Source organism: Gemmatimonadota bacterium (assembly GCA_009838645.1).
Lineage (GTDB): Bacteria > JAAXHH01 > JAAXHH01 > JAAXHH01 > JAAXHH01 > JAAXHH01.
On sequence record VXRC01000024.1, the window covers coordinates 105,306 to 121,444 of the forward strand.

The window sequence follows — 16,139 nt, forward strand, 5'->3', positions numbered from 1 at the left end:
AACCCAATCGGTATGGCGGGAGTGCCCCATGTCAAATAAGACTCCTAATGAACGTCCCCTAGACGATGAATCCTCTACGACGAAAGATCGAGCCTACTGGCTGAGCAGGACGTCTGAAGAACGCCTCGCTGAAGTTCAACGTCTGCGTCGTCAAGTATATGGAGACAAACTCGACGACCCCATACAACACGTTGCTCGGATCGTCAGGCGAACCTCAAGAGGAGTTGTTGAAATTCGAAATTTACCGTCAAAGTCCTCGACATCAGACGCGACAAGCTCGATAAGACCAACTCATCAAGAACAAGCGGGCAACGGGGAGGCACCGGGACCTGGCAGACCTGGAGATGCTTGAAGTTGAGAAACGTAATTCAATAAAGGAAACCACCATGCGACGTTTATTCTTCCTGCTGGCGATGCCCTGTATGCTGGCGATGCCCTTTCTGACGGCCGGCAAAGCCCAAGCCCAGGTTTCACTTGAAATCGAGGGGCATGCGTCTTTCGCCCTGGAAGAACTGAGCAGGCTGGCGGACGGACAGGGGGTCGGTGGATTAGTGACGGCTGTCTATCCGGTCCGGCCTTCGAGTATGTTCAACATCATCGGCAAGGTTGGATTCAATCATTATGGTACCAAGTCGGGTGAGGTTGAACGAGGCATATCCGTGAGGTTCGTCGACTCGGTGTACCAGGGCATTCCGATCACCGCGGGCGGCAGGCTGTATTACGATCAGGACCGGCTATTCTACACCGAAGGACATATGGGCCTGGAGATCAAGCGGGGCGACCTGGACCCCTTCGACGATAATGACCAGACTTTAACGATCCATCCAGTGCTGGCGATAGGCGCCGGATACTCCGTCTCCCAGAGACTGGCCTTGATTGCATCGCTCGGCTTGAGCAGTGATCTGTGGAGATATGCGAATCTGGGGGTATCGATTCGATTGAGGGATTGAGTAACCGTCGAGGTTCAGGTACGCTGCTGCGGTAGCGTGATGCTTCGTATGCCGCCGGCGTTCGTGTGCGTTATTTGATTTAACATCAAAAAACGCGGGACTCACCTCGAGCCCCGCGTTTTGGTTTTTCTAAGCTAATGAACTTCGGCCCGACCTCGGGCCCTCCCTCAGTTCACCACCTCGTAATCCGCGTCGATGGCGCCGTCTTCCTTCTTCTTTTTCTGCGCCTGCGGATCGCCGTCCTGCTGTGGGCCCGGCGGGGGAGGTGGCCCCTGCGGACCGTCCTGCGGACCCTCGGGACCGGCCGCGCCCGCCTGTGCAGCCTGGGCGGCGGCCTGTTCGGCCTGGGCCTGCTGGTAGAGGACTTCCGCGAGCTTCTGGGAGGACTGGGTCAGCTTCTCTGTGCCCGCCTTGATGGCCGTCGGGTCGCTGCCCTCCAGGGCCGTCTTCAACTCGGCCAGGGCCGAATCGATGGCGCCCCGGTCCTCCGCGGATAGCTTGTCGCCGTGCTCTTCCAGCGACTTCTCCGTCGAGTACACGAGCTGGTCGGCCTGGTTGCGGGCTTCCACCTCTTCCTTCTTTTTCGAGTCCTCGTCGGCGTGGGCCTCGGCGTCCTTCACCATCTTGTCGATCTCGGCATCCGACAGGCCGCTGGACGCCTCGATGCGGATCTGCTGCTCCTTGCCCGTGCCCATGTCCTTGGCCGAGACGTGGAGGATGCCGTTCGCGTCGATGTCGAAGGTCACCTCGATCTGCGGCATGCCCCGGGGCGCCGGCGGGATGCCGTCCAGGTGGAACTTGCCCAGCGTCCGGTTGTAGAGGGCCATGTCGCGCTCGCCCTGGAGGACGTGCACCTCCACCGAAGGCTGGTTGTCCGCCGCGGTAGAGAAGACCTGGCTCTTCTTCGTGGGTATCGTCGTGTTCCGCTCGATGAGCCGGGTGAAGACGCCGCCCAGGGTCTCGATGCCCAGGGAAAGCGGCGTGACGTCGAGCAGGAGCACGTCCTTCACGTCGCCGGACAGCACCGCACCCTGGATCGCCGCGCCGATGGCCACGACTTCGTCCGGGTTCACGCCCCGGTTGGGCTCCTTGCCGAAGAGTTCCTTGACGATCTCCTGCACCTTGGGCATGCGCGTCGAGCCGCCCACGAGGACCACTTCGTCGATGTCCGAAGCCGAAAGGCCCGCGTCGGATATCGCCTGTCGGCACGGCGCCACCACCCGCTGGATGAGCGGATCCACGAGCTGTTCGAGCTGGGCCCGCGTCATGGTGCGGTTCAGGTGCTTGGGACCGGAGGCGTCCGCCGTGATGAAGGGCAGGGCCACTTCGGTCTGTCCCGCGGTCGACAGCTCGCACTTGGCCTTCTCGGCTGCTTCCTTGAGCCGCTGCAGAGCCATGGCGTCGTTGCGGAGGTCGATGCCGGCCTCCTTCTTGAACTCGTCCGCCAGGAAGTCCACCAGGGCATCGTCCAGGTCGTCCCCGCCCAGGTGGGTGTCCCCGTTGGTCGCCATGACCTCGAAGACGCCGTCGCCGATTTCGAGAATCGAAATGTCGAAGGTGCCGCCGCCGAGGTCGAATACCGCGATCTTCTCGTTGCTCTTCTTGTCGAGCCCGTAGGCCAGCGACGCGGCCGTCGGCTCGTTGATGATGCGCTTGACGTCCAGGCCCGCGATGCGGCCGGCGTCCTTGGTGGCCTGGCGCTGGCTGTCGTTGAAATAGGCCGGTACGGTAATCACGGCCTCCGTGACGGTCTCGCCCAGGTAGTCCTCGGCCGTCTGCTTCATCTTCTGCAGGACCGCCGCGGAGATCTCCGGGGGCGAGTACGACTTCTCGTCGATTTTTATGCTGACCTGGCCGTTCGATCCTTCCACCACGCTGTAGGGCATGCGGGTGCGCTCGTCGGGCACCTCTTCGAAGCGGCGTCCCATGAACCGCTTGACGGAGTAGACCGTCGCGTCGGGGTTGGTGACCGCCTGGCGTTTGGCCGTCGCGCCGACGAGCCGTTCGCCGTCCTTCGAAAAGCCCACGACGGAGGAGGTGGTCCGGCTGCCTTCCGCGTTCGGTACCACGGTCGGCTCGCCGCCTTCCACCACCGCCACGCAGGAGTTGGTCGTGCCCAGGTCGATTCCAATGATCTTGCCCATGTGTTTCGCTCCTTAGAAACGGGTGAAGCCCGCCTCCCTATGGAGACGAGCCGTGCCCGTTTGCGTGATGAGGCGGGTGCTCCCGCCTCGAGTTGTGCCGGTCCCGCCTGGTCCCGCCTGGTCCCGCCTGGACCCGTCCAGTCCCCGGTTGGAGGACCGGCCGGGTTCGTCCATTTCCAGCCGCGCGGCCCCTCAGGCCACGGTAATCGGAATCTGCCTGGGCTGCGACTCCTTCGACTTCCGCAGCGTGAGGGTCATGACGCCGTCCTTGTACGTGGCGTCGATAGATTCGGTATCCACTGCGTCCGGCACAGGAAACGCGTGCTCGAACTTTCCGCGGGGCTGCTGCTCCGCGTCGCCGTTGAGACCGAAGGGACTCTTGCGCTCGCCGCTTACGGTGAGCACGCCCTTTTCCAGGCTGATCGACACGTCCTCCGAGGCCACGCCCGGAAGGTCGACCGCGACCAGGAAGGCGTCCTCGGTCTCGTGGGTGTCCACGCGAGGCGACCAGCGGGACGGGAATCCGGACCGCAGCGGGAACGGCCGGAACATGCCGTCGAGTTCGGTCCGCAGGTTATGCAGGTTCGACAGTGGGAAAATGGTCGTCGCTCTCATGATGCTCCTCCCTTTAAAGTTACCAACTGACCTCTTCACCATCTCTTCGAAATCTCTTTGCCCCTTTCGGAACCGAATGGCCATCCCCGGCGTACATTAGTTTAGAAACGCGGGTGATGCGGCAGTTCCGTCATCTGCAACATAGTTAGCGCAAAGAGCGTGCCAGTTCGAAAGGATGCATCCGAAAGTAAGTAAGGGGAGCACCGTAAGTCGTTGATATTGGGCTGGTTAGTTTGTTGTAAAAAAAAGCGCAAGATTTGCGTGGTGGAATTTGACTAATCTGATGTAAGAGCACATTGAATATGCCAAATTGGCAGAACATGACAAAATGGCATATCGTGACTGCCAACAATAATCGCGTAACAGGGCTGGCAGGGAGGTGATACGGTATGAAACTGACCACGAAGATCCAGGTCAGAGATGACGAGTCACTTGATTTATACCTGAAAGAGATCGGCGATACGGAACTGCTCACGCCCGAGGATGAGGAGGAACTGGCCCGCCGCATCCGGGACGGCGACGAGAAGGCACTGGAGACCATGATTCACGCGAACCTGCGTTTCGTCGTCGTGGTCGCCAAGCAGTACCAGAACCAGGGCCTCGCCCTTTCCGATCTGATCAGCGAGGGGAACATCGGCCTGATGAAAGCCGCGCGTCGTTTCGACGAGAAGAAGGGGTTCAAGTTTATCTCATACGCAGTCTGGTGGATCCGGCAGGCGATCCTCCACGCGCTGGCCGAGCAAGCCCGGCTGATCCGGCTGCCCGTCAACAAGATCGAGGAATTGCGACGGATCGAGCGTTCCATCAAGAAGCGTGAGGCCGAAATCGCACAGGCCGGGGAAGCTTCCGGTGACGGCGCCGACGAGAGCGAAGAGCGGATTTACGGCAAGGGTCGCCACCACGCCCTGCCGGAATGGGCAAGCACGCCGCTTTCGCTGGACGCGCCGGTCGGCGACCAGGATGCCTATACCCTGATGGACCGGCTCCGGGACCAGGACAGCAAGATGCCGGACGAAGCGCTGCAGGAAGAGCTTCTGCGTACGGAAGTGAGGCGTGCGGTTTCGAACCTGACCGATCGCGAGAGCGAGGTGTTGAACCTGTACTTCGGTCTGAACTCGGACCGGGCGTACACGCTGGAAGAGATCGGGGTTCGATTCGGCCTGACGCGGGAACGGATCCGCCAGATCAAGCAGAAGGCCATCAACAAGCTGCGCCATACCCGCCACGGCAGCCGCCTGGCCGCCTACGCGGACTAATTCGCGGACTAGACTAAAACGCGGACAATGAGGAGTTAAGAAGGAAGGGTCCGGTGGGCACGGGATATGGCCGACCGGGCCGACCGGGCCGACCGACGATCGAATCGGCCGGCGTATGACAAAGCGGCCGACTTCGAGCAATCTGCGGCGTCACGTGAACTCTTGAACGGATTTGACACAGTCCGTCTGCCATTGCCCCGGCGGGAGTTCACCGGCGCCGCTTTGTTTATTTCTCGCCGCGCTTCTCCCGCTCCATGTACATGTCGAAGTCCATCTTCTCGTACCATCCGCCTTCGACGAAACGCAACATGGGCGCGAAGAGATCGGGACCGTAGTATCCCATGACGGGTAAGAGGGGACGGCCTTCCGAGGTAAGAAACCACGTGGTGGGATAGCTGCCCACACGGAACATCAGGGCTACCTGGTATTCCGTCAGGGTCCGGCCTTCGATGATCAGCGGTTGGGAGGACTCCGCGTTCAGTTTCACGGAAATGAAGGATTTGGCCAGTTGCTTCAGGATGCCCTCGTCCCGGTAGGTCTTCTCGTTCATCCTTCTGCAGTTGGGACACCAGTCGGTGTAGAAGTTGACGATGATGAGCTTGCCGGAGTCCCTGGCCATCGCCAGGGCCTTGTCGAGCCGCTGCCAGTCGGGTTCGGCCAGCTTTTTCTCATTGACTTCGCCAGCCGTGGCGACCGGAACACCAATGGTCGCACCGGCAAAGATCGCCATGCAGAGTATGGCCAAGAGGATGACCGCAAGGGCGGTACCTGGCCGTCGTCCTGTGCATCTTTTCACGGACCGCGTTTCGATTACTACTGAATGCTTGGACGGCATGGATTGAAATCCCGGATGGGTAAGTCATCGGTCATCTTGGTACTGAGATTTCCAATAACCAACCTACTATCTACACGCCGAAAGTCAAGCCGAAACCCCCGCATCGCCCCGTTTAGATAGGCCTTGTCATCCCCCCGCATACCCCGTATTTTTAGGGATTCGACAACCACGCCACACTTCCTGTCATAGCACGGCACACGGCCGGTCATTGCACTCCAAAGACTCCGGCGTTTCCGGTGCGGAGGGCAGTTTCTGCGGGACGACCTCCATGACCATGCTCGAAACAACTTATCGGCAGGCCTTCGGCCAGTCGGCCGCGCTGTATGAGCGCGCGCTCGAGCGGTTCCCCAACGGGGTGACCCACGACGGCCGGTTCATGCGCCCCTTTCCGGTGTACATCGACCGAGCCCAGGGGTCGCGCAAGTGGTCGGTGGAGGGCCGGGAGATCATCGACTACTGGATGGGGCACGGATCCCTGATCCTGGGTCACAGTCATCCGGTGATCGTCGAGGCGATCGCGGAACAGGCGGCCCGGGGCACCCATTACGGCGCCTGCCACGAACTCGAGATCGAATGGGCGGACATGATCCGGCAGCTCATGCCCTCCGCGGAGACGGTCCGCTTCGTTTCTTCCGGCACGGAAGCCACGCTCATGGCCATCCGGCTGGCGCGGACCTTCACGGGACGGCGCAAGGTCATCAAGTTCCGGGGGCATTACCACGGCTGGCACGACCAGGTGCTGGACGGGGTCGGACCGGGGAACAGACAGCCCATGCCGGGCGTGCTGCGGGAGGTGTTCGATACACTGATCAGCCTGCCGGAGGTCAACCTGGACCGCGTGGCGGACATCCTCAGGCGCGACAACGACGTCGCTTGTCTCATCCTGGAGCCGACGGGTGCCATGTTCGGCGGCGTCGAGCTGTCCGACGACATCGTCCCGGGTCTGCGGGAGCTCACCGAGCGGTACGGCGTGATCTTCGTCATGGACGAGGTGGTCACGGGGTTCCGTTGCGCGCCGGGCGGCGCGCAGGAGTATTACGGGGTCCGGCCGGACCTGAGCACGCTGGCCAAGATCGTGGCCGCGGGCCTGAACGGCGGCGCCCTGGTGGGTCGCGCAGACATCCTGGAACTGCTGGAACTTCGGGACGACGCGGAGTGGCAGACCGACAAGAAGATGCTGCACTACGGGACCTTCAACGCGAACCCCCTATCCGCGGCTGCGGGCATCGCCATGCTCAGGCGCATCGCCGATGGCCGCGATATCGCCGTGGCCAACGAACGGGCGGCGGAACTGCGTAAGCGCATGTCGGAGGTGCTGGCCGCCAACGGGCTGGATGACTGGCGGGTCTACGGCTCCTTCTCCGGGTTCAAGATCCTGTCGGCGGGAACGGCCACCGCGGACCGCCGGGGCGACGCGGACATGCTGCACGCCATACGCCAGGCTTTGCTCTTGAACGGCGTGGACTGCATGGGGGTCGACGGTCTTACTTCTTCGGTCCATACCACCGAGGACGTGGAACGTACGACAGAGGCCTTTGACGGCGCGATTTCGCTACTTAAGCGGGACGGGATAATCCCTTGACAGCGCGGGTGCCCGCGCGTAGGTTGCGCCGGTGTTGAGCAAGCCGTTTCCAACCAACGATTCGTACAAGGAGAACAGACATCATGGCGACTGAAAGAGCCGGTGCGGCGACCTTTCAAGGCAATGGTTTGACCCTGGTGGGCGACGAGGTGAAGGTGGGAGACGCGGCGCCGGACTTTTCGGTGCTGGCTGACGACCTTTCCGCCGTCACGCTGGCGAGTTACGCAGGCAAGGTGAAGGTCATCTGTCTCGTGCCGTCCCTCGACACCCCGGTCTGCGACACCGAAATCCGCCGGTTCAACCAGGAAGCCTCGGGGCTGGGTGACAACATCGCGGTGCTGGCGGTGAGCGCGGACTTGCCCTTCGCCCAGAAACGCTGGTGCGGCGATGCGGGTGCCGACAACGTGACGGCACTGTCCGACCACCGCGAAACTTCCCTGGGCGTGGCCTACGGCGCCGTGATCAAGGAACTGCGCCTGCTGTCGCGCGCCGTCTTCGTCATCGACGCTTCCGACACCGTGCGGTACGTGCAGTACGTGACGGAAATCACCGAGGAACCGGATTACGACGCCGCCCTGGCGGCCGCCCGCGCTGCCGTCTAAACGCCGTCTGATCGAGGAACTTAAGCCATGGCCGAACTCACCTATCACGCCCACGCCAGTTACTCGCTGTCGGACGGCCGCCACGACCTGCTTTTCGATCCCTTCATCACGGGCAATCCACTGGCGACGATTTCAGCGGACGACCTGAATCCCGACTACATCCTGCTGACCCACGGGCACGGCGACCATATCGGCGACGCGGTGCCCATCGCCCGGCGCAGCGGGGCGACGATCATCGCCTCCTACGAACTCGCCAATTACTGCGAGGCCCAGGGCGCCGAGACGCACGACCTTGGGATCGGCGGTTCGTACACCTTTCCCTTCGGGCGGGTCAAGCTCACGCAGGCGACCCACAGTTCGTCGATCACCACGGACGACGGGACCATTGTGTACCTGGGCAATCCGGCGGGTATCATCGTGCGTTTCGACGGGAAGACGATCTACAACACGGGCGACACGGGGCTCTTCGGCGACATGGCACTGATCGGCCGCCTGGAGAAGCCGGACGTGGTGATCATGCCCATCGGGGACAACTACACCATGGGGATCGACGACGCCGTGGAGGCGGTGAGGATGATCGGCGCCGGCACCGTGATCCCGGTCCATTACAATACCTTCCCGGTGATCGAGCAGGACCCGAACGAATTCGCCGACAAGGTGGGCGACCTGGCCCGCTGCGTCGTGCTGAATCCGGGCGAGTCGGTCCGGTTGTAGGTTGTCTCAGTCCATCCGCCGTAGCCGCACGGCCATCATGGGCGGTGTTTCCCTGAAGTTCGCCCAGGACAACTCGCGGTCGGCTTCCACGCTTTCGTCGAAGGCGCGTTCCTCCAGGCCGTCCAGCACGAACCCCGCTTCGAAGCACATGGCCAGCAGTGCGGACAGGGGCCGGTGAAAGATCAAGTTGGGCACGGGCTGACCCACGATGGCCAGTCCCTCGAAGGGCTGCGGCGTCAGATAGCGGTCGATCTTGATTCCGACTTTCTGAATCATTCTCCCATCCTGGTCCACCTGTTCCGCATACCGAACGGCGTACGGCGCCTGGAAACACGGGTGCGTGAGACTGAAGACAAAAACGCCGCCAGGTTTGAGAAGGCCGTGAACGGCGCCTAACATCGGTCCGATCTCGGCCATGTCCATGACGGCCATGTTCGACACGGCCGCATCAAAACAATTCGTCCCCAGTGCCACCAACTCCTGTGTATCCGTCACATCGATCACGCGGTAGTCGATTTCGCCCGCGGTTTCGTTTTCTGATGCGCCGGTCCCATGGCCTTCCGAACGATTCCGCGCCTTTTCGATCATCCCGGCGCTTCCGTCGATCGCCGTGACCCGGGCGCCCAGCCCGGCGAGAAAACGCGAGAAGTTCCCGTTCCCGCAAGCAATATCCAGCACTTCGTCCCCGGCTTCAACGGCCAGCAGCCGATCCATGGCGGGCCGCACCAGCAGGTTGTGGAAATCGTTGCTGTGTTCGCCCATGTAGTCGTCCCAGAACCCGGCGTTCAGGTTCCATCTATTCTGCGCGTCTTCGGCTAGTTCCGGCCAGTCTGACGTGGGCATGTTGGCTCCTTTCTACGGTCACGCGCTGAATAACGCCCGGCCCGCTACACAAACACTCGCATGGGCGGATCTTCCACCGGCAGGCCGTGTTCCGCCGCCCATGCGCGCAGGGGCACGTCGTCGCCCTCCCGGGGCTGGCAGAAGAGCTGCGCCGTGATGGGATCCATGGTCTCGAGCACCTCGTCAGGCGGGGTGGGATGCTGCTGGGCCCACCAGCGGTAGGCGTAGCTGACGAGCAGGGCCTTGGTGGTATCACGGGTGAAGTTGACGGCGGGCGTGTGATAGGTACTGGTGCTGAAGAGGTAGGCGTCGCCCGCCTTGAGCGATGGCTCGATGAACTCCGGAGGATCGAGCGCACCTTTCTTGAACCGCAGGGCCTCGTTCAGCCTGTGGCTGCCGGGGACGAGCATGGTCACCCCCGCGTCGGGCGAGGGGAAATCCGTCAGGCAGTAGCCCACGCGGATCGCCACCGTGCCCCGGATGGGGTGGTCCGGCGTGAAGTTGTTCAGGTCGCGGTGCCAGTTGCGGAACGAGCGACCATCGCCGTCGGGATAGAGCGGCTCGTCGGAGGCGGCCTGTGGGTACTTGTAGATGAGGTGTCCCCGCATGAGGTGTATGTTATAGGAAAGCAGTTGGACGACCAGGGGTACCGTACGGCTGTTGGTGGTGAGTTCGACCAGGGCGTCGTCAAAAGTAAGGTCGATATACCGGTTGGCGTAGTAGTTGTGGATCGGCCCGGCGGTCTCCATGAACCGATCGCCGACGGCCACGACCCGGTTCCGCAGATTGTCGTCGAGGGCGTTCTTGACGATCAGGTAACCGTGTTCCCGGAAGTGATCCCGCTGCTCGGGGGCGAGTGGTGTGAACTCCATGGTGTACCCTTGGAAGATGTCGGAGGATTCGGGCGGCATGCGCAAATATAGAACCCGGTAAGAGGTCCGTCAACGCTCCGGTACATTGGCCAGGACGCCATCCTGCGGCGTTGTCATCCTGCCGTCCGCGGTCGGCATCCTGAATCACGTTGGCCAATACACCGGTTTGATACGCTACCTTTTTTCCACATTCCTTCGCAGTTTACAAGGATTTAACCTCCGGGAAATATCCCTGTAACAGATGGGGATTATATTGGAAGCTCAGTTTTACATGGAAGTTTCCAATCCATCACAACAGGGAGGTTTTCCGTATGTCCCTTAGCGGCATATTACGTATCACCGCGTGCCTGGCGCTTGCCGTTCCCGGCGCGGCCATCGCGCAGGAAGAGGCGGCGGCCCCGGCGGCCGTGCTGAACTCCGGAGACACCGCCTGGATGCTCGTCAGCTGCGCCCTGGTGCTGCTCATGCTGCCCGGCCTGGCCATGTTCTACGGCGGGCTCACGCGCACCCGGAACGTGCTGGGCACCATGATGCACAGTTTCGCGGCCATGGGCATCATGGGCGTGCAGTGGACGATCTTCGGATTCGCCCTGGCCTTCGGCGCGAGCTCGATCATACCGGGCGTCCTCGGCTGGAGCACCGACTACTTCCTGCTGGGCGGCGTCGATCCCGGAACCCTGTGGGACGGGACGAACATACCGACGTACCTGTTCGCCATGTTCCAGGGCATGTTCGCCATCATCACCCCCGCCCTGATCGCCGGGGCCATCGCCGAACGCGTGAAGTTCGGCGCCTACTGCCTGCTGATCCTGCTCTGGGGATTCGTGGTGTACGAACCCCTGTGCTACATGGTGTGGAACGCGGACGGCATGCTCTTCAAGGACGGCGCCATTGACTTCGCCGGCGGCACGGTGGTGCACATATCTTCCGGCGTGGCGGGCCTGGTGGCCGCTATGGTGCTCGGTCCCCGTCTCGGCTATCCCTCCCGGGCCATGAAGCCCAACAACCTGACCATGACCCTCATCGGCGCGGGCCTGCTCTGGATCGGCTGGTTCGGCTTCAACGCCGGTTCCGCCGTGTCCGCGGGTGAAACAGCCGTCCAGGCCCTGACGGTGACCCAGATCTCCGCCGCAGCGGGGGCTGTAGGCTGGATCGTCACGGAACTGATCCACCACGGCAGGGCCTCGAGCCTCGGTATCGTCTCCGGCATCCTGGCCGGCCTGGTCGCCATCACGCCGGCCGCGGGCAGCGTAACCCCGGCCTGGGCCCTGGTCTTCGGATTCGGCGCGGCCGTGGTCTGCTTCCTTATGGTGCAGCTCAAGGGCAAGCTGGGGTACGACGATACGCTCGACGTCTTCGCCATCCACGGCATCGGCGGCATGTTCGGCGCCCTGCTCGTCGGTCTGGTTGCCACAGACGTCGGCGGGTGGTCTCAGTTCCTGATCCAGATCAAGGGCGTGGTCATCGCCATCGCGCTGTCGGCCGTCGGTACGGGCGTCCTCGTGTGGTTGATCGATCGGACGATCGGGCTCCGCGCCACGGACGAGGATCAGCTGGTCGGCCTGGACCACTCCCAGCACGGGGAGGACGGTTACGGACTGACGCACCTGTAGTCGACCACGCTGAGGTCACGTGCCTGGAACAGGCCCGAATCTATCATTAGACCTTTACTTCAGGAGTCGTCAGACCTATGAAACTAATCGTAGCCATCATCAGACCGGAGAAGCTCGACGACGTCCGGAACGCGCTCGACGAGAAAGGCATCCCCGGCATGACCCTGTCCAGGGTGTCGGGGCATGGCCGCACCGCCCATCGCACGGGGCTTTACCGGGGACAGGAGATCGACATCCCCCTCGCGGCCAAGATACGCATGGAAATTGCCGTAACCAACGATCAGAAGGACGAGATCGTGGACGTGATCTGGAAGGCCGCCAGGTCGGGCGGCGACCGAACAGGAGACGGCAAGATATTCGTCGTGCCCGTCGAAGAGAGCGTCCGCATCAGCAGCGGGGAACGCGGCGAGGACGCGGTGTAGGGGCGTGGTGCGGAGTAGTGTTAGAAGGGGTTTGTAAGTGCTTAAGTAGTGACCGCCGGTCCGGTGGCGTCATCGGGCCGGCGGTTTTCTTTACCTGGCAACAGCCGTCGCCATTCCCTGGCATCGGGCAGGCGTTTTACGGCCAGAGGACGACGTACAGGGTATCGGCCTCAACTCCCCTGGTCCACGAACCGTACGTGGGTGTTCGGTCGATAGACCTCGCCTTCCGTGTACGGCCGTTCTTCTTCTTCCGTCCTTAGCACGATCAACTCCAACTTTCGGTCCTCACAGTCGCCGAACAGCAACAGGGAATTCCTGTACGGATCACCCACCAGAAAATCACGGTAAACCCACGTCCCGCCCGGTTCGATGGGGTCGAATATATACTGGTAACCTTCCTCCTCCGCCACGGCGGCGCTCCAGCCGGTAAATCCGTCACTGCGTGAATTACACTGGAAATCCAGCAAGACCATGATGATGGGCTGATCCATCTGGTTGCGAAAACCCCAGTCCACAAAAGGGAATCCATCGAGGCTCCTTTTGGTGATGATGAGCACGACCTCTATGGGCGGGTTGTCGTTTATACCAACAGACGGAATCGGGTTAGGTGCCGGGTGGTTATATGTAATGGGCGAACGGACGGGATCAGGCTCCGAAACCGGATTACCGCAGGACAAGGCAAAGGCAGTGAGCGCGAAAAGAAGCCGCGGAAACTGTTTCGACATGATTTGTTTTACCAACGCTTTAAAACAGGACATTTGGACGGTAAACACTCAAAGCGCTTCGGCCCGCGCTCTGAGATCTTCAATTCCTTCTGCCATGGTCCGCAGGCGCGGGCTTTCCGACCGCATGATCCGCTCATGGGGCTCCAGGGTGTAGGGACTGAACCGCTTGATGGACGCCAGGTGGGCGTCCGAAGTGGGACGGGCCGCGTACTTGAGGGCGACATAGCGCCTCCGCCCGGCCTTGCCGTAGACGGCGTGGTAGAGACTTTGGTTGAATACGACCGCGTCGCCGGGATCCGTCTCGAGGGGGTGACAGGGGACCTCGCTGCCCGGAGATCCGAAGAAGGCGGGATCGTCGAGTCCGTGCCGCTGCTGGAACGGGGTAAGTTCTTCGTGGAAGGGAGACCGGTGCGATCCGGGTATGACGCGCAGCGCTCCCCCGTCCTTCCGCATGGGATCCAGGTACATCATGACCTTGATGCGCAGGTAGCCGAGTTCCTGCGGCCCGGGCCGGTCCGCGTGCCAGTGGTGAAAGGGTCGCCGGGTCATGGTGCCCTGTACGCCTTCCGACCCCGACCAGATCATGTCCTGGCCGAGCAGCTGCACCATGGGCGTATAGAATCGGTCGTCCTCGATCATCGGCAGGGCGGCCGGGTGCAACTCGAGGAACGGCGCGATGGACACGTGCTCGTCCTCCGAGGGCTGATGTCCCAGCTCCGCCGTCCATATCACGTCCGCCAGGCGTCCCAGTTCTTCGGTTTCCTCCACATTCAACACCTGCCTGAGCATGATAAATCCGAACACCCTGAAATGATGGATATGGTCTTCTGTCAGCATGGTGGGATCCTGCCTGAAGGTGGTTTACGTGGCCGCGTGATGTTGCAAGAAGGTCTTGAACAATAGCCGTATCCTTAATAACATGGGTGCATTGCGAACCGCAAGACTAATTCAACTGGACACGTAGCCGGCGCGGCGCGACCAGCCCAAGGGCCGACGCGACTGATTCAAGCGCGGCGCCACCTGCTCAGGTGCGACGCGGCCTGCTCCAGTGTTGCGCGACCGGCTCATGCGCGACCTGCCTTGCATGGTGTGGCCAACCTTAGCGCGGCCGACCTATCACTGGATCAATTGACGATGGCCCTTACCGAAGGCAAGACCGTAAACGGCAAGAAGGACGGATACTGGGTCACCTATTTCGCCAACGGAAACAAGCGGTCCGAAGGCAACTACCGCATGGGCGTGAAGGACGGGAACTGGATCCAGTACCACAGCAACGGAAAAAAGAAGAGCGAAGGACGGTTCAAGAACGGCCTCAACGAGGGCTGGTACGTCTGCTGGCACGAGAACGGAACCAGGCAGTGGGAAGGCGATTACGGTCCCCACGTGGGCAAGTCCTACGACGGCAAGAAAGAAGGCCGTTGGATGTGCTACTCGGCGAAGGACGGCGAGACCGTGTGGCGCACCATTGAGTACAAGCACGGCACGCGAACGAAACCCGACGAGTATCCCCTCGGACCGTGTTCCTCATGCGGAGATCCCATCCACGATCTCGATACGGATCTGTGCCCGGTGTGCGGCCGCCCGTGAAACCCCGGATGACGCGCCGCGCATTCCTCCAGTCGTCGACCGCCGCGGGCCTGGGCCTGGCGGCCGGCTGCAACCCGGCGCCGGCGCCCGGCGTCATCTTCAAAGGCTGGGTCTACGAACCCGACCTGGTCCGTGAGAACCTGGACTACTTCGAACGGCAGACCGGCATCCGGGTGGACTACAACGCGGTGTCGGGCAACTACCACGACAAGATGGTGGCGCTGCACGTGGGCGGCGCACCCATGGAATGCTGCTACGTACGCGACGACGACTTCGCCGAATGGGTCGAGGCCGGCTGGCTGCGTCCCTGCGACGACCTCCTTGCCGCGGATCCTGATATGTCGGCGACGACCGCGGATCTCTTCCCCTACAACCTCTCGTCCATGACCTACGGCGGCAAGCGCTACGGGCTGCCGTACTACACCGACTTCAACATCTGGATCTACAACGCGCCCATGCTCGAGGCGGCGGGGTTCGACACCCCGGCCCGCACGCTGGATGAACTGACCGAGCAGGCCATCAAGGTCCGGGAGGCGCGGGTCCGCACGCCGGCCGGGGACGTCATCGAGTACCCGATCATGCTGAACTTCCGGCAGAGCGTGCTCGGATTCCTCGACTGGTGGACGCTGAATTACGCCAGCGAGGCGACGCTGTTCGACGATGACCTCAACCCCACCTTTCCGGACGACGAGGACCGCCGGGCCGAGACCATCCTGCAGTGGCTCACCGATGGGATCCACCGTCACCGCATCATCTCCCCCTCGTCGCTCACCGCGGGGCAGATGCGCGATCACGTCGCCAGCGGCCGCCAGGTCTACGGCATCCTCAACAAGTACGACCTGGAGTACGTGAACAATCGCCGGAACTCGGCGGCCGCGGACAACAAGCTGAAGCGGCGGGGATCCGACGCGCAGCACTCGAAGGTGTACCGGATGGCGCCGGTGCCGTCGATCTCGGCGGAACAGAACGGCACCCTGGGCTGGACGCGCATGTACTGCCTGACCTCGAGATGCCGGGAAGACCGGATGCAGGACGCCTGGGCGCTGATGAAGTTCCTGGGCGCAAAGGACGCGGAAGGGGAGTACTACACGGCGCGGCGCTGGTTCCGCCTGCGGGGACTGGGGTTCGCCTACCGGTCGCTTCTGGACGATCCCGACATCGTCGCGCAGACGGAGCAGTGGGGTGAAATCGACAAGGTCCGGGAGCAGTCCCGCCACGTCCGGCCGCGGGAGAACATCAAGGCGCCGTGGTTCCCCGATTTCAAGATCTACTACCAGCCGGAGATCCAGAAGGTCCTCCTGGGACAGCTGACCCCCCGCGACGGTCTCGCCCGGATCGCGGGGCGCTGCCGCCAGCTGATCGCGGAATGGAGCTGAACA

At 62.2% G+C, this 16,139-nt stretch carries 16 protein-coding genes; 9 read left to right on the plus strand and 7 right to left on the minus strand.

The genetic code is table 11. The annotated features are described in order from the left end of the window. Positions 1–386: 386 nt before the first annotated feature. Positions 387–950, plus strand: a complete 564-nt coding sequence (locus F4Y38_06885; protein MXY49015.1) for a hypothetical protein — start codon at positions 387–389, stop codon at positions 948–950. 167 nt (positions 951–1,117) lie between these two features. On the opposite strand, the gene dnaK is transcribed toward F4Y38_06885, so the two are convergent. Together dnaK and F4Y38_06895 are read right to left on the minus strand one after the other, a co-directional pair. Further along, a complete protein-coding gene (dnaK, locus tag F4Y38_06890; GenBank protein MXY49016.1) occupies positions 1,118–3,094 on the minus strand; it encodes a molecular chaperone DnaK in 1,977 nt (658 codons plus the stop codon). A 192-nt stretch (positions 3,095–3,286) separates the two neighbouring features. Continuing rightward, complete coding sequence (locus F4Y38_06895) at positions 3,287–3,793, minus strand: Hsp20/alpha crystallin family protein (protein ID MXY49017.1); 507 nt, start codon at positions 3,791–3,793, stop codon at positions 3,287–3,289. Between the two features lie 305 nt (positions 3,794–4,098). Here F4Y38_06895 and F4Y38_06900 point away from each other — a divergent pair, with 305 nt between their 5' ends. Next, positions 4,099–4,965, plus strand: coding sequence for a sigma-70 family RNA polymerase sigma factor (locus F4Y38_06900; GenBank protein ID MXY49018.1), 867 nt, complete (start codon positions 4,099–4,101; stop codon positions 4,963–4,965). A gap of 226 nt (positions 4,966–5,191) precedes the next feature. On the opposite strand, the gene F4Y38_06905 is transcribed toward F4Y38_06900, so the two are convergent. Then, positions 5,192–5,800, minus strand: a complete 609-nt coding sequence (locus F4Y38_06905) for a thioredoxin family protein (GenBank protein MXY49019.1) — start codon at positions 5,798–5,800, stop codon at positions 5,192–5,194. Between the two features lie 268 nt (positions 5,801–6,068). Here F4Y38_06905 and F4Y38_06910 point away from each other — a divergent pair, with 268 nt between their 5' ends. The 3 genes from F4Y38_06910 (at position 6,069) to F4Y38_06920 (ending at position 8,698) form a co-directional block, all read left to right on the plus strand. After that, complete coding sequence (locus F4Y38_06910) at positions 6,069–7,382, plus strand: aminotransferase class III-fold pyridoxal phosphate-dependent enzyme (protein MXY49020.1); 1,314 nt, start codon at positions 6,069–6,071, stop codon at positions 7,380–7,382. A gap of 83 nt (positions 7,383–7,465) precedes the next feature. After that, positions 7,466–7,984, plus strand: a complete 519-nt coding sequence (locus F4Y38_06915) for a thiol peroxidase (protein ID MXY49021.1) — start codon at positions 7,466–7,468, stop codon at positions 7,982–7,984. Between the two features lie 27 nt (positions 7,985–8,011). Beyond that, positions 8,012–8,698, plus strand: a complete 687-nt coding sequence (locus F4Y38_06920; GenBank protein MXY49022.1) for a metal-dependent hydrolase — start codon at positions 8,012–8,014, stop codon at positions 8,696–8,698. Positions 8,699–8,704: 6 nt separating this feature from the next. Here F4Y38_06920 and F4Y38_06925 read toward each other — a convergent pair whose 3' ends face one another. Both F4Y38_06925 and F4Y38_06930 read right to left on the minus strand, forming a co-directional pair. Next, a complete protein-coding gene (locus F4Y38_06925; protein ID MXY49023.1) occupies positions 8,705–9,541 on the minus strand; it encodes a class I SAM-dependent methyltransferase in 837 nt (278 codons plus the stop codon). A 44-nt stretch (positions 9,542–9,585) separates the two neighbouring features. Beyond that, entirely contained in the window at positions 9,586–10,452 is an 867-nt protein-coding gene (locus tag F4Y38_06930) for a hypothetical protein (protein MXY49024.1), read from the minus strand. Positions 10,453–10,724: 272 nt separating this feature from the next. Between F4Y38_06930 and F4Y38_06935 the strand changes: the two genes are divergently transcribed. Then, the gene (locus F4Y38_06935; protein MXY49025.1) at positions 10,725–12,026 is read left to right on the plus strand and encodes an ammonium transporter; all 1,302 of its coding nucleotides are present in this window, start codon (positions 10,725–10,727) and stop codon (positions 12,024–12,026) included. 77 nt (positions 12,027–12,103) lie between these two features. After that, positions 12,104–12,448, plus strand: coding sequence for a P-II family nitrogen regulator (locus tag F4Y38_06940; GenBank protein ID MXY49026.1), 345 nt, complete (start codon positions 12,104–12,106; stop codon positions 12,446–12,448). 170 nt (positions 12,449–12,618) lie between these two features. Here F4Y38_06940 and F4Y38_06945 read toward each other — a convergent pair whose 3' ends face one another. Continuing rightward, positions 12,619–12,963 (minus strand): hypothetical protein, encoded by a 345-nt coding sequence (locus F4Y38_06945; protein MXY49027.1) that lies wholly within the window; start codon positions 12,961–12,963, stop codon positions 12,619–12,621. Positions 12,964–13,221: 258 nt separating this feature from the next. Further along, on the minus strand, positions 13,222–14,010 hold the full coding sequence (locus F4Y38_06950; GenBank protein MXY49028.1) for a phytanoyl-CoA dioxygenase family protein: 789 nt from the start codon (positions 14,008–14,010) through the stop codon (positions 13,222–13,224). 297 nt (positions 14,011–14,307) lie between these two features. Here F4Y38_06950 and F4Y38_06955 point away from each other — a divergent pair, with 297 nt between their 5' ends. Together F4Y38_06955 and F4Y38_06960 are read left to right on the plus strand one after the other, a co-directional pair. Further along, positions 14,308–14,760: a hypothetical protein gene (locus F4Y38_06955; GenBank protein MXY49029.1), complete on the plus strand. Its 453-nt coding sequence runs from the start codon at positions 14,308–14,310 to the stop codon at positions 14,758–14,760. Further along, the gene (locus F4Y38_06960; GenBank protein MXY49030.1) at positions 14,700–16,136 is read left to right on the plus strand and encodes an extracellular solute-binding protein; all 1,437 of its coding nucleotides are present in this window, start codon (positions 14,700–14,702) and stop codon (positions 16,134–16,136) included. The genes F4Y38_06955 and F4Y38_06960 overlap by 61 nt, the downstream gene beginning before the upstream one ends. Positions 16,137–16,139: the final 3 nt, after the last annotated feature.